General features: G+C 68.8%; 21 protein-coding genes. 8 read left to right on the top strand and 13 right to left on the bottom strand.

The window, feature by feature from the left end:
- Window positions 1-2 precede the first annotated feature (2 nt).
- The 6 genes from A5700_RS11760 to A5700_RS25335 form a co-directional block, all read right to left on the bottom strand.
- Complete coding sequence (locus A5700_RS11760) at window positions 3-398, bottom strand: cupredoxin family copper-binding protein (RefSeq protein ID WP_068071776.1); 396 nt, start codon at window positions 396-398, stop codon at window positions 3-5.
- A gap of 21 nt (window positions 399-419) precedes the next feature.
- Window positions 420-1100 carry a Rieske (2Fe-2S) protein gene (locus tag A5700_RS11755; RefSeq protein WP_068071782.1) on the bottom strand — a complete coding sequence of 227 codons (681 nt, stop codon included), beginning with the start codon at window positions 1098-1100 and terminating at the stop codon, window positions 420-422.
- Complete coding sequence (locus A5700_RS11750) at window positions 1097-1645, bottom strand: RNA polymerase sigma factor (RefSeq protein WP_068071784.1); 549 nt, start codon at window positions 1643-1645, stop codon at window positions 1097-1099. The genes A5700_RS11755 and A5700_RS11750 overlap by 4 nt, the downstream gene beginning before the upstream one ends.
- Window positions 1646-1689: 44 nt before the next feature.
- The gene (locus A5700_RS11745) at window positions 1690-3105 is read right to left on the bottom strand and encodes an NAD(P)-binding protein (protein WP_068071787.1); all 1416 of its coding nucleotides are present in this window, start codon (window positions 3103-3105) and stop codon (window positions 1690-1692) included.
- Window positions 3106-3132: 27 nt separating this feature from the next.
- Window positions 3133-3618 carry a hypothetical protein gene (locus A5700_RS26970; RefSeq protein WP_369828266.1) on the bottom strand — a complete coding sequence of 162 codons (486 nt, stop codon included), beginning with the start codon at window positions 3616-3618 and terminating at the stop codon, window positions 3133-3135.
- A gap of 95 nt (window positions 3619-3713) precedes the next feature.
- Entirely contained in the window at window positions 3714-4544 is an 831-nt protein-coding gene (locus tag A5700_RS25335) for a DUF4226 domain-containing protein (protein ID WP_068071789.1), read from the bottom strand.
- Window positions 4545-4657: 113 nt separating this feature from the next.
- On the opposite strand from A5700_RS25335, the gene A5700_RS11735 reads away from it, so the two are divergent.
- Genes A5700_RS11735 through mmsB form a run of 3 tightly spaced genes read left to right on the top strand, consistent with a single transcriptional unit; the run spans window position 4658 to window position 8254 of the window.
- Window positions 4658-6178 (top strand): CoA-acylating methylmalonate-semialdehyde dehydrogenase, encoded by a 1521-nt coding sequence (locus tag A5700_RS11735; protein ID WP_068071791.1) that lies wholly within the window; start codon window positions 4658-4660, stop codon window positions 6176-6178.
- Window positions 6179-6182: 4 nt separating this feature from the next.
- On the top strand, window positions 6183-7364 hold the full coding sequence (locus A5700_RS11730; RefSeq protein ID WP_068071793.1) for an acyl-CoA dehydrogenase family protein: 1182 nt from the start codon (window positions 6183-6185) through the stop codon (window positions 7362-7364).
- Between the two features lie 11 nt (window positions 7365-7375).
- On the top strand, window positions 7376-8254 hold the full coding sequence (gene mmsB / locus A5700_RS11725) for a 3-hydroxyisobutyrate dehydrogenase (protein ID WP_068071795.1): 879 nt from the start codon (window positions 7376-7378) through the stop codon (window positions 8252-8254).
- Between the two features lie 12 nt (window positions 8255-8266).
- Here the strand turns inward: mmsB and A5700_RS11720 are convergent, their stop codons facing one another.
- Genes A5700_RS11720 through secY form a run of 6 tightly spaced genes read right to left on the bottom strand, consistent with a single transcriptional unit; the run spans window position 8267 to window position 12840 of the window.
- On the bottom strand, window positions 8267-8770 hold the full coding sequence (locus A5700_RS11720; RefSeq protein WP_068071797.1) for a MarR family transcriptional regulator: 504 nt from the start codon (window positions 8768-8770) through the stop codon (window positions 8267-8269).
- Between the two features lie 39 nt (window positions 8771-8809).
- Window positions 8810-9544 (bottom strand): anti-sigma factor, encoded by a 735-nt coding sequence (locus tag A5700_RS11715; protein ID WP_068071799.1) that lies wholly within the window; start codon window positions 9542-9544, stop codon window positions 8810-8812.
- A gap of 31 nt (window positions 9545-9575) precedes the next feature.
- Window positions 9576-10121, bottom strand: coding sequence for a sigma-70 family RNA polymerase sigma factor (locus A5700_RS11710; RefSeq protein WP_082959779.1), 546 nt, complete (start codon window positions 10119-10121; stop codon window positions 9576-9578).
- A gap of 39 nt (window positions 10122-10160) precedes the next feature.
- Window positions 10161-10973: a type I methionyl aminopeptidase gene (gene map, locus A5700_RS11705; protein ID WP_068204758.1), complete on the bottom strand. Its 813-nt coding sequence runs from the start codon at window positions 10971-10973 to the stop codon at window positions 10161-10163.
- Window positions 10973-11518: an adenylate kinase gene (locus A5700_RS11700; protein WP_068204755.1), complete on the bottom strand. Its 546-nt coding sequence runs from the start codon at window positions 11516-11518 to the stop codon at window positions 10973-10975. Before A5700_RS11700 ends, map begins: the two co-directional genes overlap by 1 nt.
- Window positions 11515-12840: a preprotein translocase subunit SecY gene (gene secY / locus A5700_RS11695; RefSeq protein WP_068073365.1), complete on the bottom strand. Its 1326-nt coding sequence runs from the start codon at window positions 12838-12840 to the stop codon at window positions 11515-11517. The genes A5700_RS11700 and secY overlap by 4 nt, the downstream gene beginning before the upstream one ends.
- 262 nt (window positions 12841-13102) lie before the next feature.
- Between secY and A5700_RS11690 the strand changes: the two genes are divergently transcribed.
- Genes A5700_RS11690 through A5700_RS11680 form a run of 3 tightly spaced genes read left to right on the top strand, consistent with a single transcriptional unit; the run spans window position 13103 to window position 15868 of the window.
- Window positions 13103-14005 (top strand): class I SAM-dependent methyltransferase, encoded by a 903-nt coding sequence (locus A5700_RS11690; RefSeq protein ID WP_068073367.1) that lies wholly within the window; start codon window positions 13103-13105, stop codon window positions 14003-14005.
- Between the two features lie 7 nt (window positions 14006-14012).
- Window positions 14013-14942, top strand: coding sequence for a class I SAM-dependent methyltransferase (locus A5700_RS11685; RefSeq protein WP_068073369.1), 930 nt, complete (start codon window positions 14013-14015; stop codon window positions 14940-14942).
- Window positions 14939-15868: a class I SAM-dependent methyltransferase gene (locus tag A5700_RS11680; protein WP_068073371.1), complete on the top strand. Its 930-nt coding sequence runs from the start codon at window positions 14939-14941 to the stop codon at window positions 15866-15868. Before A5700_RS11685 ends, A5700_RS11680 begins: the two co-directional genes overlap by 4 nt.
- Before the next feature lie 4 nt (window positions 15869-15872).
- Here A5700_RS11680 and A5700_RS11675 read toward each other — a convergent pair whose 3' ends face one another.
- On the bottom strand, window positions 15873-16538 hold the full coding sequence (locus tag A5700_RS11675; protein WP_068073373.1) for a GNAT family N-acetyltransferase: 666 nt from the start codon (window positions 16536-16538) through the stop codon (window positions 15873-15875).
- A gap of 181 nt (window positions 16539-16719) precedes the next feature.
- Here A5700_RS11675 and A5700_RS11670 point away from each other — a divergent pair, with 181 nt between their 5' ends.
- Both A5700_RS11670 and A5700_RS11665 read left to right on the top strand, forming a co-directional pair.
- A complete protein-coding gene (locus A5700_RS11670; RefSeq protein WP_068073375.1) occupies window positions 16720-17676 on the top strand; it encodes a class I SAM-dependent methyltransferase in 957 nt (318 codons plus the stop codon).
- 11 nt (window positions 17677-17687) lie between these two features.
- Window positions 17688-18599, top strand: a complete 912-nt coding sequence (locus tag A5700_RS11665; protein ID WP_068073377.1) for a class I SAM-dependent methyltransferase — start codon at window positions 17688-17690, stop codon at window positions 18597-18599.
- The last annotated feature ends 3 nt before the right edge of the window (window positions 18600-18602 follow it).

Here is an 18602-nt window from a genome sequence, read left to right as displayed (position 1 = left end):
CATCACGGCGTCACCACCACGGAGCCGTGCATCATCGGGTGGATCGAACAGACGTAGTCGAAAGTGCCTGCGCTGCTGAAGGTGTGGGTGAACGTCGCGCCGGTTCCCATGCCGGGCGAGTGGAAGGTGCCGTCGCTGGCGGCCACGGTGTGCGGTTCCTCGTCGCGGTTGGTCCAGGTGACGGTGGCGCCCGCCTTGACGGTCACCGTCTCTGGCGCGAACGCGAAGTTGTCGATGGTGACCTGATCGCCACGCACCGGCGGCGCGGTGACCGACACCGACGGGGTTGTTTTCGGCACGTCGGCGGCCGGCGCCGGACGCGACGCCGAGCACCCCGCGAGCAGCAGGGGCGCTACCGCGACCGCGGCGAGGGCTGTTCCAGGTTTGGCGATTCTCATGCCTAGGGATAGGCCCGAGGGTTACACCTTCGGCGCGAACACCTCGATGACGCCGTTGGACTCACGAACCATCAACGTGGGCAACGGGTTTGGTGCGATCGGCAGCTGGTGGGTGCGCACCTCACCGGTCGGCGCGAACGACGTCGAGTGACAGGGGCAGCGCAGCGTGTCGTCGGGCGCGTCGAACCACAGGCGGCAACCCTGGTGTGTGCACACCCCGGAGACGGCCTGGGGCCTGCCGTCGACGCGCCGGACGAACCCGGTGACGGTACCGAGGTCGAAGGGACGCATCGTCGCGTCAGGCACCTCGTGGCTGGCGGCGACGCGCTGCCAGCTACCGGCGTTGGGCGTCAGTTCGGCCGCGACGGCGGGACCCCCGGCGCCGGTGCCGATCACCGCGCGGTCCACGGAGACCGCGGTGACCGCCGCCGCCGCGGCGGCCGAGGTGCCGACGATGACCTGGCGCCGGGTGCTGCTCGGGCGCGGCGCGGGCCCCGCCGGTGCACTCGACATCTGTTCGGCCAGCCGGCGGTGCAGGTCGTCGACGAAGGCGGGATCCGGGCCGTCGACACCCCTGCCCGCGGCGCGCAGCTCGATCGCCGTACGGAGCTGCGCCGCCTCGAAGTCGTCGGGCGCAAAGGGTTTGGGCCGCCGACCCCGCAGCAGATCGTCGACGTAGCGCCGCAGCCCCCGCGCGTTCATGGCCGGTCCCTCTCGTTGACTTGGGCCGCCAGCCGCAGCGCGCGGTGTTGCAGCACTTTGGCGTTGGCGACGCTGATGCCGAGCTGCACGGCCGACTCCTTGATCGAAACTCCTTGCAGGAAGCGCAGTTCCAAGATTCTTCGGTACCGGTCGGGCAGGGTGTCCAGCACCTCGGCGACACGCTGCGGCGCGGTGCTGATCGCGTCCTCGCTCTCGGGCGGTTGTTCGATGTCCTCGATGGAGGTTATCTCGCGGCCCAGGGTCTCCCGCCAATGCGCCGCCAGTACCGTGCGCGCCGTCGCCCGCAGGTAGGCCCGCACCTCGGCGACGCTGGCGGTCAACCGCAGGGGCCGCAGGGCGGCCAGGAACACCTCCGCGGTGAGATCCTCCGCGTCGGCACGGTTGCCCACCCGCGCGAACAGCGTGCGATAGACCCAGGTCGCGTTGTCCTGGTAGACCGCTTCCCAGTCGGGGTAGCCCGCAAAGCCAGAGTCGGGCACCGCGCGCAGGGGTCGCGGGTCGATGGGGTCGCCTTGTGCCGCCACGTGCCTCCTTCACCCGATCAATAGCGGCTCGGGTTACACCCGGCTCAGGGTGCGGCGAGCGAAGCCTGGTCGACCAACAGCTCGTCGAGCTTCGCGGCGGTGGCCGACAGTACCGACGTGGCCACCCCCAGGATTCGGTCGCGCACCCGCGGCTTGGCCGACGCGGGCGGCAGCAGCTGGCCCACGAGGTGGCCGAAGAGGTCCAGGCGGACGGTCGCCAGCCATGCGCTCAGCTCGGGGTCGCCGAACCAGCGCAGCTGGTTGCCGTAGTCGGCCCGCGCGAGGCGTATCCAGTCGAGGTCAGTGTCGGGGTGCGGTAACGGCACGCACAGCGCGTTGCGGGTCGCGTCGTCGGCGTAGGCCGCCTCGACGTGCGCGATGAGCGCGGAGCTGAAGATCTGCTGGCAGCCGCGCACGCTTTGCAGCGTGATCCGTTTGTCGTCGAAAATTGGCGTGGCGGGCCGTTTTTCGGCGCCGTCGGCGGTGCAGTCGACATAGAGGGCGGGCCCGGGCACGCGGATCTCGCCGCCATCGAGGACCATCCGGTCGGGTTCGATGCGCCGCAGGTGGCCGAGGCGCACGACGTCGTCGATGCGGCGCAGCTGCTCCAGCTCGGCCCGCGTGACGGTGGCGCAACGGTACATGGTGGGCCGCACGCGCGGGTCGATCCGCAGCAGCGACCCGGCGTTCTCGAGGCGGTCGAACAGGTCCTCGGGTGACGTGGCGTCCCGGATGGCGCGCAGCTGAGCGATGAACCCGGCCTTGATCGTGGCGGCGAACGCCGCGCCGGGCTGCATGGTCGCGCGGTCCAGCAGCCAGGAGTCGCGCGGCATGATCCAGGTCAGCCGCTCGGGTGCGACACCGTGGCCGAGCAACCACAGGCACGCGTCGATGCCGGTCTTGCCGGCGCCGACAACGACGAAGCGCTGGTGGGCCGCCCGCGAGGGCAACGCGTTGGGCGGGACGCACTCGACGCCGGGTGCCACCGGGTAGGGCGGCGGCCGCATCGACGGGACCGTCACCCGCATGTAGCCACCGTCGACCACGCGGCGCGTCACGGTGACGGCGTACTCGGCGCCGCCCAACGTGGTGAAGCGGCCGTCGCCGTGATACTCGCTCATCGGGAAGTAGCTGACCCGCCCGGTGGGCAGCAGCTGCCTGCGCATCACGTGGTCGTAGTAGGCGCACACCTCAGCGGCGCTGGCCAGCTCGTAAAGCCCTTCGTTCCAGCCGGATTGGTCGATCGTGTCGGTTCCCAACCGCAGCGAGTTGACACCGTAGAAGGCCGACGGCTGGTGCAGCCGGACGAACGGGTAGGCGGTGGTCCAGTGCCCCCCGGGCTGGTGGTTGCGGTCGACCACCACCACGCGGGCCCGCGTCTCGGTCACCAGCGTGTCGACGAACGCCATGCTCATGGCGCCGGCCCCGACCACCAGGTAGTCGGCCTCGATGGTGTCCATAGGGACCCCAGGCTAGCCCGTCCGGCGTCAGCGGTCCTCGCCTTCCACCCGCCAGCCGCCCAACTGGTCGTGCCACTGTGTCGGGAACTCCGGCGACATGAAGTCGTTTACGTACGCTGAACAGCCCACCGTGCGGCCGATGTCGAGTGCCGGATCGACCAGATCGCTCAGGTCGACGCCGGTTCCCATCGGCATTATTTGAACGACGCAGTTGCCCACAACGGCGCGCAGGTGCCCGAGGTAATACAGAACGAAAACGTGTTCACCTGGCCGCGGCCCGATAACTTCGTAGGCCTCGGCATTCGGTGTGTGCAGGTCTACCCCCGGCGGACATTCCTGTCGAATCGTCTCCCGGATTTCGTGCACTCTTCGTTCACCGTCGGCCGTCCGGTACAACGAGACCGAGAGGTTGCGTTTGCGCCCCGTTTCCTGGTCCGCCCAGCTGCATACAAGTGAGTTATCCCAGAATTTTTCTACACTTTCCGAGGTCGGCCTCTGGTTGCTCGGAAGCATTTCACTAATCCGAAAATACGGTTCCAATATTTTCGCAATGAGGTCGCGGCGGCCAGTATAGCTATCCAATGGCTCAACGCTTCCGCTCACTCCACTTATCCCTTCGTCTGCGGGAACGCTGTAACGGTCTTCCCGTCACTTGCCGAAATGACGACACGCGTCGTAAAGACGTAACTGCCGTCCGCACTCGAAATCCTGCGATAAAGCGCGAATGTGTCGTTGTTTTGGTTGTACTCCACCCGATCTGGTTTGGCCAACGTCTGAGCTATCGAGTAGTCGGCGAGATATCGCCAATTACCGGCGGTGGGCCAACGCGTGTTGGCGATCTGATCCCACTGGTCGCCGTGCTCCCTCTCGATGTGCATTAACCCATACTTGTCGTTGCCACAGAATAAAACCGAGTCGCCGCCAGGGAGTGAGCGGTAACCTGCGCTAACCGGGGCGCGATAGAACGTGCGGACGACTTTGTCGGGATCCTGACCTCGCAATCGACACGCTGCCCAGACCTTGGGTTGATAAGGAGGGAATGGTACGGGCGCCGGAGGCGGCTCCTCGGGCAAGGTGTCGTATCCGACGGCCTGATAAGACGGGGCGAGCGATCGCAGCGTTGATGCTCCCGCTTGAGAATCCGCCGCCGTTTGGGCCACCAGTCGGTTGATGTCTCTTGTCTTGGCATTGAGGAATCTCGAGAAATTGGCGGCACCCGCCGCAGTGTCCAGAGCCAGTTCCTGCTGCTTAGCTACAGCCGTTTCAATGTCGATTTCGATAGCCTCGAGCTGTCGCCGTCCCCGAAGAGCACTTTGATAGGCGGTACGCAACGCGGGGCCTACAGCCCGGTCGGCGGCAGCTGGTACCCGCGCAGCCTCGGCCAATTTCGACTCACGGCCGCGTGCTGCATCCGCGCCCTGCCCCGTCTCCTCCGACACGCTGAAACGGTATTTACGGCTCTTGAGCGGGACAAGTCACCCTCCTTGCCAACGCCCGACACCGGTTACTAGGATATCCAAGTAACCCCGTCAACCACACCCGAGGGCACCTCATGACCACACAGATCCCGCACTTCGTCGACGGGAAGCGCACCGCCGGCCAGTCCACCCGCACCGCGGACGTCTTCAACCCGAGCACCGGGCAGGTGCAGGCCCAGGTGCCGCTGGCCGGCCAGGCCGACATCGACGCCGCGGTGGCCTCGGCGGTCGAGGCCCAAAAGGGTTGGGCCGCATGGAATCCACAGCGCCGCGCCCGCGTGCTGATGCGGTTCATCGAGCTGGTGGCCAAGCACAACGACGAGCTGGCCGAGCTGCTGTCCCTCGAGCACGGCAAGACGCTGGCCGACGCCAAGGGCGACATCCAGCGCGGCATCGAGGTGATCGAGTTCTGCCTCGGCATCCCGCACCTGCTCAAGGGCGAGTACAGCGAGGGCGCCGGCCCCGGCATCGACGTGTACTCGCTGCGCCAGCCCCTGGGCGTGGTCGCGGGTATCACCCCGTTCAACTTCCCCGCCATGATCCCGCTGTGGAAGGCCGGGCCGGCGCTGGCGTGCGGCAACGCCTTCGTGCTCAAGCCCAGCGAGCGCGACCCCTCGGTGCCGGTGCGGCTGGCCGAGCTGTTCACCGAGGCGGGCCTACCGCCGGGCGTGTTCCAGGTGGTGCACGGCGACAAGGAGGCCGTCGACGCCATCCTCAACCACCCCGACATCCAGGCCGTCGGGTTCGTCGGCAGTTCCGACATCGCGCAGTACATCTACTCCGGAGCCGCCGCCACCGGCAAGCGGTCGCAGTGCTTCGGCGGCGCCAAGAACCACATGATCGTGATGCCTGACGCGGACCTCGACCAGGCCGTCGACGCGCTGATCGGCGCCGGATACGGCAGCGCCGGCGAACGCTGCATGGCGATCAGCGTCGCGGTGCCCGTCGGTGAGCAGACCGCGGACCGGTTGCGCGCCCGGCTGATCGAGCGGATCAACAACCTGCGGGTGGGCCACAGCCTGGACCCGAAGGCCGACTACGGCCCGCTGGTCACCGAGGCCGCGCTGACCCGGGTGCGCGACTACATCGCCCAGGGCGTCGAGGCCGGCGCCGAGATCGTCATCGACGGCCGCGACCGCGCCAGCGACGAATTGGCTTACGGCGACGCCTCTCTCGAGGGTGGCTTCTTCATCGGGCCCACGCTGTTCGACCACGTCACCCCGGACATGACCATCTACACCGACGAGATCTTCGGACCGGTACTGTGCATCGTCCGCGCGCACGACTACGAAGAGGCGCTGCGCCTGCCGTCCGAACACGAATACGGCAACGGGGTCGCGGTATTCACCCGCGACGGTGACGCGGCCCGCGACTTCGTGTCCCGCGTGCAGGTGGGCATGGTCGGCGTCAACGTGCCGATCCCGGTTCCGGTGGCCTATCACACCTTCGGCGGCTGGAAGCGCAGCGGCTTCGGCGACCTCAACCAGCACGGGCCCTCGTCGATCATGTTCTACACCAAGACCAAGACGGTGACGTCGCGGTGGCCGTCCGGCATCAAGGACGGTGCCGAATTCGTCATCCCCACCATGGATTAAGGCCATGTTCGCCCTGAACGACGACGAGCGCGTCATCACCGAGACGGCGGCCGCGTTCGCCGCCAAGCGACTGGCCCCGTACGCCCTGGAATGGGAAGCCGCGCAACACTTTCCGGTTGACGTGCTGCGAGAGTCCGCCGAGTTGGGGATGGCCGCCATCTACTGCCACGAGGACGTCGGCGGCAGCGGCCTGCGCCGCCTCGACGGGGTGCGGATCTTCGAGCAGTTGGCGGCGGCCGACCCCACCACCGCGGCGTTCCTGTCCATCCACAACATGTGCGCGTGGATGATCGACAGCTTCGGCACCCCCGAACAGCGCAAGAGCTGGGTTCCGCGGTTGGCGTCGATGGACGTCATCGCGAGCTACTGCCTCACCGAGCCCAGCGTCGGGTCGGACGCCGGCGCGCTGAGCACGCGCGCGGTCCGGGAGGGCCCGGAAAAAAACGCGGACTACGTGCTCGACGGGGTGAAGCAGTTCATCTCCGGCGCGGGCGCCTCGGACGTCTACGTGGTGATGGCGCGCACCGGCGGCACCGAACAGCCCGGCCCCCGCGGCATTTCGGCGTTCATCGTTGAAAAGGGCACGCCGGGACTCAGTTTCGGGGCGTTGGAGGAGAAGATGGGCTGGCACGCCCAGCCCACCGCGCAGGTCATCCTCGAAGGGGTCCGGGTGCCCGCCGACGCGATGCTGGGCGGCGCGGACGGGCTGGGCGCCGGCTTCGGCATCGCGATGAACGGCCTCAACGGCGGCCGGCTCAACATCGCCGCCTGCTCGCTCGGCGGCGCGCAGGCCGCCTTCGACAAAGCCGGCGCCTACGTGCGGGACCGCCAGGCGTTCGGGTCCGCCCTGATCGACGAGCCGACCATCCGGTTCACCCTGGCCGACATGGCCACCGGGCTCGAGACGTCGCGAATGATGTTGTGGCGGGCCGCGTCCGCCCTGGACACCGGCGATCCCGACAAGGTCGAGCTGTGCGCGATGGCCAAGCGCTACGTCACCGACACCTGCTACGACGTCGCGGACAAGGCGTTGCAGTTGCACGGCGGCTACGGCTACCTGCGCGAGTACGGTCTGGAGAAGATCGTGCGCGATCTGCGGGTGCACCGAATCCTGGAAGGCACCAACGAGATCATGCGGGTCGTCGTCGGGCGGGCCGAGGCCGCACGGTTCCGAGCAACCGCATAGGAGGGTCGAAGATGACTGAGGCGTTGACCGTCGCGTTCCTGGGCCTGGGCAACATGGGCGCGCCCATGGCGACCAACCTGCTGACCGCCGGCTTCGGTGTGCGCGGGTTCGACCCGGTGCCCGCCGCGGCGGCCGCCGCCGGCGCCAACGGCGTCGCCGTGCTCGACAGCGCCGCCGACGCGGTGGCCGGGGCGGACGTGGTCATCACCATGCTGCCCAACGGTGACATCGTGAAACGCTGCTACGCCGAGGTGCTGCCCGCCGCCCGCGCCGGCGCGCTGTTCATCGACAGCTCCACCATCTCGGTCACCGACGCCCGCGAGGTACACGCGCTCGCCGAGTCGCGGGGCGCGGTCCAGGTGGACGCGCCGGTCTCGGGCGGGGTGAAGGGCGCCGTGGCCGGCACGCTCGCATTCATGGTGGGCGGTGACGAGGAGGCGCTGCAACGCGCCCGGCCCGTCCTGGAGCCCATGGCGGGCAAGGTCATTCACTGCGGGGCGGCGGGGGCCGGGCAGGCTGCCAAGGTGTGCAACAACATGGTGCTGGCGGTGCAGCAGATCGCCATCGGTGAGGCGTTCCTGCTGGCCGAGAAACTCGGCTTGTCGGCGCAGTCGCTGTTCGACGTCATCACCGGCGCGACCGGCAATTGCTGGGCCGTGCACACCAACTGCCCCGTGCCGGGGCCGGTGCCGACGTCGCCCGCCAACAACGGCTTCAAGCCGGGTTTCGCGACCGCGCTGATGAACAAGGACCTGGGCCTGGCCATGGACGCCGTCAACGCGACCGCGTCGTCGGCCCCGCTGGGCCGGCACGCCGCCGAGATCTACGCAAAGTTCGCCGCCGAGCACGCCGACCTCGATTTCAGCGCGGTCATCGAAGCGCTGCGCTGAGCCTTCGCAAACTCAGAAGTCACCGGCGTTGCGCCGCAGCGTCTCGATGGACGACACCAGGCCCCGCGCTTCGGCGTCGGTCATGCCGATGTCGGCGAACACCTGCTCGTTGAGGGTGACGGTGGCGTCCTCGACGGTCGAGCGGCCCAGCTCGGTGATCTGCACCAGCGTGGTGCGCCCGTCGGTGGGGTGCGGCACCCGCTGCACCAGGCCGTCGGCCTCGAGGCGGCGGATCGCATGGGTCACGCTCGTCACGTGGACTTGCAAGCGGTCGGACGCCTTGGTGATGGGCAGCGCACCGGTGCGGCTGAACGCCAACAGGCGCAGCAACTCGAACCGCGAAAAGCTCAAGTCGTAGGGACGCAGCGCGGTCTCGACGCGCGCCAACAGGATCTGGTGCGCGCGCATTACGGAGGTGACCGCCATCATGCCCTGCGACACCTCACCCCAGCCCGCGCGCTCCCAGTTGGTGCGCGCCGCGGCGATCGGGTCGGGTTTCGGTTTCGAGGCGGCCACGCCCCTTCTTACCGCACCGCCCCCGCCGGCGGGTGGACCTCACAGCGAGCGTTGCAGCAGTACCTGCCCGTTGTCGGCCCCGACCACCTGCACCGCGGCGATCTGGTCGACCGGGGTGGAGATGCTGGCCGCGGGCGTCGCCGTGTGACCGGGCACGGCCACCCAGGTGGCCAACCGGGTCTGACTTCCGTCGCGGCCCACCACCACCAGCGCCAGCGTGTCGTGATGCGCGTTCAGCGGGGCCAGGCAGACGCAACTCAGGTTGATCGACGTCCCCCAGTGCTGGCTGGTCACCGCGACCGAGGAGGTCAGCAGGTTGGTGCCGACCTGCGACATCTGCTGCGACGCGGCCTGCGGCGAGTGCTGGGGCGGCTGGGTGACGTACCCCTGCACGCCCGCGAACACCCCGAGCCCCAGGACCACGGCCGCGGCGGCGGAAGCCACCCAGGTCACCATTCGGGTGCGGCGGCGCCGCCAGCGCACCGTCGCCAGCAACGCCGGCAACAGTTGCGGCGACATCTCCGGCGGCTCCGGCAACTCCGCGCCGCGGGTGTCGATCCCGGCCACGTCCTCGCGGCTCAGCTGCGAGAGCAGCGCAGGCACTCCGCTCAGATCGGCGACCGCCTCGCGGCACGCCGGGCACTGCGCCATGTGCGTCTCGAATTCCCGACGCTCGGCCGCGGACAAGGAGCCCAGAACGTATGCGGCGTCCCACATCGCGTAGCGATCATCGGGAGTACCGACACCCAGCACAGGCGTCCTCATTTCCTTCATGTCCCCATCACCCCCAAGTCTGCGGAGCCCCTCATCGGGTGACTCCGAGTTCCTGCAGAGTGAGTCGCAACGCGCGCACGGCATAGTGTAGTCGCGACTTCACCGTTCCCTCGGCGATGCCGAGGTCTGCAGCAATCTGTGCGGTGGTCCAACCGCGGTAGTAGGACCGTTCGATGACGGCCCGGTGCTCCACCGACAGCTGGACCATGGCGTCGGCGATCAGCAACCGGTCCAAGGCCGCGTTGACCTCGTCCGGCGTGGACTGCTCCGGGGCGCCCGCCTCGTCCGTCGAGCCGACGACGTTGCGATAGCGCGCGCTGCGCCGATCGTCGATGATCATGTTGCGGGCCACCGTGAACAGCCACGCCCGCGCCGACCGCTCCGTGTCGCCGATCACCTCGGGATGCTGCCAGGCCCGCAGCAGCGTCTCCTGGACCACGTCTTCGGACTGGCTTGCGTCCCCCGTCAGTCGCAAAGCGTAGCGCCACAGCACCGCGGCGTGTTCGTCGTACAGCGCCTTCATCAGAGCGGCTTCCGCAGCCCCAGACGCCCTCCATGTGCCGGCAACCCGAGCCACTCGATCACCTCCGACTACTGAAACGAGTCGAACGGCTGGTCAGTTCAGTTCGGCGCCCAAGGTCAGGATGCGCGGCCCGGAGTCGGTGACCGCAACCGTGTGTTCCCAGTGTGCCGCACGCGAGCCGTCGGTGGTGGTGACCGTCCACTCGTCGTCGAGCACCACGGTCTTGCCGGTGCCCAGGGTCAGCATCGGCTCGATGGCCAGCACGGATCCCGGCGCCAGCAGCGGGCCGCGCCCGGGTGCACCCTCGTTGGGCAGGAAGGGGTCCATGTGCATGTGCCGGCCGATGCCATGGCCGCCGTAACCCTCCACGATGCCGAACGCCCGGCCGTAGCGCTCGGCGGCCGCGCGGGTGCCGGTCTCGATGGCGTGCGAGACGTCGGTCAGGCGGTTGCCGGCGACCATCGCCGCGATGCCGGCCTCCAGCGACTCCCTGGTGGCCCGCGACAGGACGTCGTCGGCCTCGCTCAGCGCGCCCACCCCGAAGGTGATCGCGGCGTCGCCGTGCCAGCCGTCGAGCACCGCGCCGCAGTCGATGGACACCAGGTCGCCCGGCGTCAGGGTTTCGGCCGCCGAGGGGATTCCGTGGACCACCCGCTCGTTCACCGAGGAGCAGATCGACGCCGGGTAGCCGTGGTAGCCCAGGAACGACGGGACGGCGCCCGCCTCGCGGATCACCGATTCGGCGATCTCGTCGAGGCTCAGCGTCGACACCCCGGCGATCGCGGCCGCGCGGACCGCGTGCAACGCCGCCGCGACCGCCACGCCCGCCGCGGCCATGGCGTCGAGTTCACCGGCGCTCCGCTGCGGCACGACTTTGCGGCTGCGCAGCCGCGCCAGCGTCACGATTACTGGCCCAGCGCTTGCAGCGCGCGGGCGAAGACCTCGTCCATGGTTCCGACGGCGTCGACGGTCTTGAGCTCGTCGCGGTAGTAGTCCAGCAGCGGCGCGGTCTCGTCGCGGTAGACCTTCATCCGGTTGATGATGATCTCCTCGGTGTCATCGGCACGCCCGCGGCCCTTGAGCCGCTGCAACAACTCGTCCTCAGACACCCGAAACTCCAACACCGCATCGATGTCCCCACCCCGGCGCTCGAGCATGCCGTGCAACGCCTTGGCCTGCTCCACCGAGCGCGGATACCCGTCCAGGATGAACCCGTTGGCGACGTCGGGATCATCGAGACGGTCCGCGACGAGCTGATTGGTCAACTCCGAGGGCACCAAATCACCGGCATCCAGGTAACGCTTGGCCTCCAGCCCCAACTCGGTGCCGTTCTCGATGTTGCTGCGGAACAGATCACCGGTGGACAGATGCGGGATCCCCAACTTCTCGGAGAGCTTTTGAGCCTGCGTTCCCTTGCCCGCCCCGGGAGGCCCCAGCAAAACGACTCTCACTTGAGGAACCCTTCATAGTTGCGCTGCATCAGCTGACTCTCGATCTGCTTGACCGTATCCAAGCCGACGCCAATCATGATCAAAACCGCGGTACCGCCGAACGGCAAGTTCTGCACCGCTCCGCCGTTGCCGATCTGCAGGAAGAGGTTCGGCAACACCGAGATCGCGCCGAGGTAGATCGAGCCCGGCAGGGTGATCCGGCTCAGCACGTAACGCAGGTAGTCGGCGGTGGGTTTCCCCGGCCGGATGCCGGGGATGAACCCGCCGAACTTCTTCATCTCGTCGGCCCGCTCGTCGGGGTTGAACGTGATCGAGACGTAGAAGTACGTGAAGAAGATGATCAAGCCGAAGTAGATGCTGATGTAGATGGGGTCGCTCGGGTCGGACAGGTAGCTGCCGACGAACTTGTCCCACCAGCTGTTGCCGACGCCGCCGCTGCCGCTGCGGATCAGCTGGGTGATCAGGTGCGGAATGTAGATGAGCGACGAGGCGAAAATGACCGGGATGACGCCGGCCTGGTTCACCTTGAGCGGCAGGTACGTCGACGTCCCGCCGTACATGCGCCGGCCCACCATGCGCTTGGCGTACTGCACGGGGATGCGGCGCTGACCCTGCTCGACGAACACCACGCCGACGATGATGAGCAGCGCGGCGACGCACACCGCCGCGAAGATCGCACCGCCGCGGCTGTCCAGGATGGACTTGCCCTCGGCGGGGATGCGGGCGGCGATGCCGACGAAGATCAGCAACGACATGCCGTTGCCGATGCCGCGCTCGGTGATCAGCTCACCCATCCACATGACCAGGGCGGCGCCGCTGGTCATCACCAAGACGATGACGACCAGCGTGAAGATGCTCTGGTCGGCGATGATGTCCAGCGAGCAGCCCTGCAGCAGCCCGCCGTTGGCGGCCAGGGCCACGATGCTGGTGGCCTGCAGGATGGCCAGCGCGATCGCCAGGTAGCGGGTGTACTGCGTCATCTTGGCCTGGCCGGACTGGCCCTCCTTGCGCAGTTCCTCGAACCGCGGGATGACGACCGTGAGCAGCTGCACGATGATGCTGGCGGTGATGTACGGCATCACGCCCACCGCGAAGACCGTGAGCTTGAGCAGCGCCCCGCCGGAGAACAGATTGATCAGCGAGTAGATCTGTCCGGCCGCGCCGCCGCTGGCCTCTTTGATGCACTGCTGCACGTTGGGGTAGTTGACGCCGGGCGACGGCAGCGCGGCGCCGACGCGGTAGAGGACGACGATGCCAAGCGTGAAGAGGATCTTCCGTCTCAGATCGACTGTCCGCAGCGATGAGATGAAAGCCGAAAGCACTCTTCCTCCTGCGCAGCCGGGGTGTGATCCTGCAATTACGCGCCCAACACTCGCAGGCCAGGACGTACGGCGTCGCGCGTCAAACCGTGTACGAGACTAACAGCTGACCGGGACGGCTCCGGTCAAGGGCCGTCTAGCAGCCCGCGCCGGCCGCCGCCACGCGCCCGCGCCGCACCCGAAAAGGTCACAGGAAATGCAAAGCGAATAGGCGTAAAGTACGAGTCGCTCGTTGCTTTTGCTAAATATTTGAAACAGGAGCAGCATGACACGCACCGATCAAGACACCTGGGACTTGGCCTCCAGCGTCGGCGCGACCGCCACCATGGTCGCCGCGGCACGCGCGCTGGCCAGCGAGGGCCCCCACCCCATCATCGACGACCCCTTCGCCGCGCCGCTGGTGCGCGCAGTCGGGCTGGAGTTCTTCCGCCGCCTGGTGGACCACGACATCGAGGCCGGCCCCGACGGCGGCGAGCAGGACCTGCAGCTCGAAACCGACTCGATCGCCGTGCGCACCCGCTTCTTCGACGACTTCTTCCTCAACGCCGCCCGCGACGGGATCCGCCAGTCGGTGATCCTGGCCGCCGGCCTCGACGCCCGGGCCTACCGCCTGAGCTGGCCGGCCGGGACCGTCGTCTACGAGGTGGACCAACCGCAAGTGGTGGAGTTCAAAAGCACCACGATGGCCGGCCTGGGCGCCACGCCCACTGCGGAGCGGCGCACGGTCAGCATCGACCTGCGCGACGACTGGCCGGCCGCCCTGCGGGCCGCGGGGTTCGACGTGTCCCAGCCGAGCGCCTGGAGCGCCGAGGGCCTGCTGATGTACCTGCCGCCCGAGGCGCAGGACCGGCTGTTCGACAACATCACCGCGCTCAGCGCCCCGGGAAGCAAGCTGGCCACCGAGTACCACGGCGACTCCGGCCGCACGATGAGCGAGCGCGCGAAGCAGTTCAACGAGCGGTGGGCCAACATCGGGTGCGACATCGACCTGTCGGGGCTGTTCTTCGACGGCGAGCGCAGCAACGTCGTGGACTATCTCGGCGGCCTGGGCTGGCACGTGAGCACGCGGGAGCGGCGCGAGTACTTCGCCGACTACGGACTGGCCTTCCCGGACGACGAAACCTCGCAACTGCGCAACATCGTCTCCGTCGTCGCCACGCTGGGATAGGGGCGCCATGACCACCAACACCCAGCGTTTCGACGGCGACACGTGGGATCTGGCGTCCAGCGTCGGCGCCACCGCCACCGCGGTGGCCGCCCGGCGGGCGCTGGCCTCCAAGGGCCCCGACCCGCTGCTCGACGACCCTTACGCCGAACCGTTGGTGACCGCCGTCGGCGTCGACGCCTTCATCCGCATGATGAACGGTGACATCGAGGTCGCCGAGGACGACCCCGCGTTCACGGCCCGGCGGCTCAGCGAGGGCATGGCCGTGCGCACCCGGTTCTTCGACGCGTTCTTCCGCGACGCCACCGACGCCGGTATTCGTCAGGCCGTCATCCTGGCGTCCGGGCTTGACACCCGCGCCTACCGGTTGCCGTGGCCGGCGGGCACCGTGCTCTTCGAGATCGACCAACCGACGGTCATCGAATTCAAGACCCGCACCCTGGCCGATCTGGGCGCGAGCCCGGCCGCCGACCGCCGCGCGGTGGGCGTCGACCTGCGCGACGACTGGCCAGCCGCCCTGCGCGACCACGGGTTCGACGCGGCGCGCCCGACGGCGTGGATCGCCGAAGGGCTGCTCGGTTACCTGCCGCCCGACGCGCAGGACCGCCTGTTCGACAACATCACCGCGCTATCCGCCGCCGGGAGCCGGATCGGCACCGGCTACGTCCCGGACATCCGCGACCGCATCGAGAAGCGGGGCCGCGACATCAGCCAGCGCTGGCGGCGGCTCGGGCTGGACCTGGACTGGAAGGACCTGGTGTACGCCGGCGAACGCCACGACGTGGTGGCCTACCTGGCGGAGCGCGGGTGGGAATCCACCGCGCACGGCACCCCGGAGCTCTACGCGCACAACGGATTCGATTTCCCACAGGACTCGACGGCCGCTTTCGGGGACATCAAGTACGTGACGGCGACGCTGACCGAGAAGGGCGCAGGATGACACGCACCGACCAAGACACCTGGGATCTGGCCTCCAGCGTGGGCGCGACGGCGACGTGGGTGGCCGCCGCCCGGGCGCTGGCCAGCAAGCGCGCCGACGCGCTGATCGACGACCCGTTCGCCGACCCCCTGGTCCGCGCGGTGGGCAAGGAATTTTTCATCCGCGTGCTCGACGGCGAGATCACCGACGAGACCGGCGGCCTGGAACCCGACGCCGACCACGACGTCGAATACAACCTGCAGCGGATGGTCAACATGATGGCCACCCGCACCCGCTTCTTCGACGATTTCTTCACCGACGCGACCGCCGCCGGCGTCGGCCAGGCCGTCATCCTCGCCTCCGGACTCGACTCACGCCCGTACCGCCTGCCGTGGCCGGCGGGGACGGTCGTCTACGAGGTCGACCAGCCGGCGGTGATCGAGTTCAAGTCCGCCACGCTGGCGCGGCTGGGCGCCGAGCCCACCGCGGACCGGCGGACCGTCGCGGTCGACCTGCGCGACGACTGGCTGACGCCGCTGCGCCAGGCGGGCTTCGACGAGTCGCGGCCCAGCGCATGGAGCGCCGAGGGATTGCTGATGTACCTGCCGCCCGAGGCGCAGGACAAGCTGTTCGACGCCATCACCGCGCTGAGCGCCCCGGGCAGCCGGCTGGCGACCGAATACCACCGCGACGGAATGCCACTGCTGGAACGACGGACCAAGGCGATGGCGCGCCGCTGGGGGCCGTACGGGTTCGACGTCGACGTGTCGAACCTGGTCTATTACGGCGAGCGCACCCCCGCGGCCGACTACCTTAGCGCCCGCGGGTGGCAGGTGTCGACGCGCACCCGCGCGGACATGTTCGCCGAGGCCGGGCTCACGATTCCGCCGGGCGACAGCCTGGAGTCGCTGCAGAACAGCATCGCCGTCACCGCGGTGCTGCAATAGGGAGTCAGCGCGGGTTGGCCGCCGGCGCGCGGACGACCATCGGCACCGCCGGGAAACACCACGCCATCTCCGAGCGTGACTTGCGCAGCGCGGCGGTGCCGTAGCCCCGCTTGCGGTGGTCGGGGTGGATCCAGATGCGTACGGAGACCTCGCCGTGGGCCAGCTCGCCGAACACCATCCCCACCTTCTGCCCGGAGTCGACGGCCACGAACCAGGCGGCCTCTTCGTCGTCGACGCGGTGCAAGGCGGCGCTGATCTCGTCGTCGAGGTTGCCGGCCGGGCCGCCGGAACCGTCGCCGGCCGCTCCCATCTCCTCGGTGCGGACCGCGAAGATGTCGCGGTCCTCGGTCGCCGAGAACGGCCGCAGCTCCAGGGTGTCCCCCGAACTCGCCGGGCGCTCGCCCAGGGTGAAGCTGAGCTGGGCGTTGAGGTCTTCGAGTTCGGCGAGGATCTTGCGCCGCGAGTCGATGGTGAGCTGATCGAACGACATGCTCATCACCGCTTCGGCGGCCGCCGCGTTGGTCTCCAGCAGGGCGGCGATCGCCGCGACCGCCGCCGCCAGGTTCTCGGATTCCACGACGGCGTCGGCGATTTCGTGCCGCCGCTCCACGGCTTTGGACAGGGCGTCGGCGATCTCGCGGCGGGCGGCTTTGCGGTCGTGGTCGGTCATTGCATCAGCCTAGAACGCCGGTGGGCGGATCGCGCTACATCCGACCGTAACTTCGTCGCGGCGTGCGGGTGGCCGCGCGACGACGTCTGGCGGTTGCCCGCACCGCCGGGAGGCGTAAAGTGGTGGTTATATCGGCTAATTATTAACTGAGGACGACTAACTATTTTGTGAGGGGCGGTTCATGAGTTCGACGAGGTATGACGGCGACACCTGGGATCTGGCGTCCAGCGTGGGCGCGACCGCGACCATGGTCGCCGCGGCGCGCGCGATGGCGACCCGCGCCGAGCGGCCGCTGATCGACGATCCGTTCGCCGAACCGCTGGTCCGCGCAGTCGGGGTCGACCTGCTGACGAAGCTCGCCAGCGGCGAGCTGGACCCCGGCGAACTCAACGACGTGCACGACGGCGCGACGGGGTCCACCGGCGCGATGTCCCGGATGGCCGACAACATGGCCGTCCGCACCAAGTTCTTCGACGAGTTCTTCCTCAACGCGACCAACGCGGGCATCGAGCAGGTGGTCATCCTCGCCTCGGGCCTGGACGCCCGGGCGTACCGGCTCGCCTGGCCGGCCGGCACCGTCGTGTACGAGGTGGACCAGCCCGAGGTGATCGAGTTCAAGACCCGCACACTGGCCGAGCTCGGCGCCCAACCCACGGCCGAGCGCCGCGTGGTGGCGGTCGACCTGCGCGACGACTGGCCGGCCGCGCTGCGCGCCGCCGGCTTCGACCCGGACCGGCCGTCCGCCTGGAGCGCCGAGGGCCTGCTGGGCTACCTGCCGCCGGAGGCGCAGGACCGTCTGCTCGACACGATCACCGAACTCAGCGCACCGGGGAGCCGGCTCGCCACCGAAAGCGCGCCCAACCCCGAACCGGGTGAAGAGGACAAGCTCAAGGAGCGCATGCGCGCGATCTCCGAGCGCTGGCGCGCGCACGGCTTCGACCTGGACATGGCCGGGCTGGTCTACTTCGGTGAGCGCAACGAGGCGGTACCGTACCTCGGCGCCCAAGGCTGGGAGCTGACCAGCGCCAGCATCCGAGACCTGTTCGCCGCCAACGGTCTTCCGCCGTTCGACGACGACGACATGCGGATGGGCGAGATGCTTTACACCAGCGGCACCCTGACCAAGAACGCGGAATAGGAGCGCGGCCGATGACTGCCAACACTGGACGAACCGAGGGTGACAGCTGGGATCTGGCGTCCAGCGTGGGCGCGACCGCGACGATGGTCGCGGCGTCTCGTGCGCTCGCCTCCCAGGGGCCCGACGCGCTGCTCGACGACCCCTGGGCCGATCCCCTGGTGCGCGCCGTGGGGCTGGACCCGTTCATCCGGATCATCGACGGCGACCTCGACTTCGACGACGACCCGCTGCTGAACCGGCGCACCCGGATCGAGCAGATGACCGTGCGCACCAGGTTTTTCGACGACTTCTTCACCGGCGCCGCCGGTGCGGGTGTCCGCCAGGCGGTGATCTTGGCGTCCGGCCTGGACACCCGGGCCTACCGGCTGGCCTGGCCGGCCGGGACCGTCGTCTACGAGGTGGACCAGCCGCGGGTGATCGAGTTCAAGAGCACCACGCTGGCCGGGCTCGGCGCCGAGCCGACCGCCGAGCGCCGCGCCGTCGCCATCGACCTGCGCGACGACTGGCCGGCGGCGTTGCGCCAGCACGGCTTCGACGTCGACCAGCCGACCGCGTGGAGCGCCGAGGGGTTGCTGCCCTACCTGCCGCCGGAGGCGCAGGACCGGCTGTTCGACCACATCACCGCGCTCAGTGCGCCGGGCAGCCGGCTGGCGACCGAACACGTGCCAGACCCGAACGCGTTCACCAACGAGCGGATCCAGAGCATCACGGAGCGGTGGCGCCGCGCCGGGTTCGACCTCGATGCGGCCGACCTGTTCTACCAGGGTGAGCGCAACGTCGTGGTCGACTACCTGAGCGAGCACGGTTGGCAGGTGACCGCCCACCCCGCCAAGGAGCTGTACGCGCGCAACGGATTTGAGTTCCCGGAGACCGAGCTGGCGGCCTTCGGCGACCTGCACTACGTCGCCGCGACCCGCGACTGATCC

It is taken from the genome of Mycobacterium sp. E1214 (assembly GCF_001666755.1).
Taxonomy (GTDB): Bacteria; Actinomycetota; Actinomycetes; order Mycobacteriales; family Mycobacteriaceae; genus Mycobacterium.
This window is presented reverse-complemented; position numbering and strand designations above follow the sequence as displayed.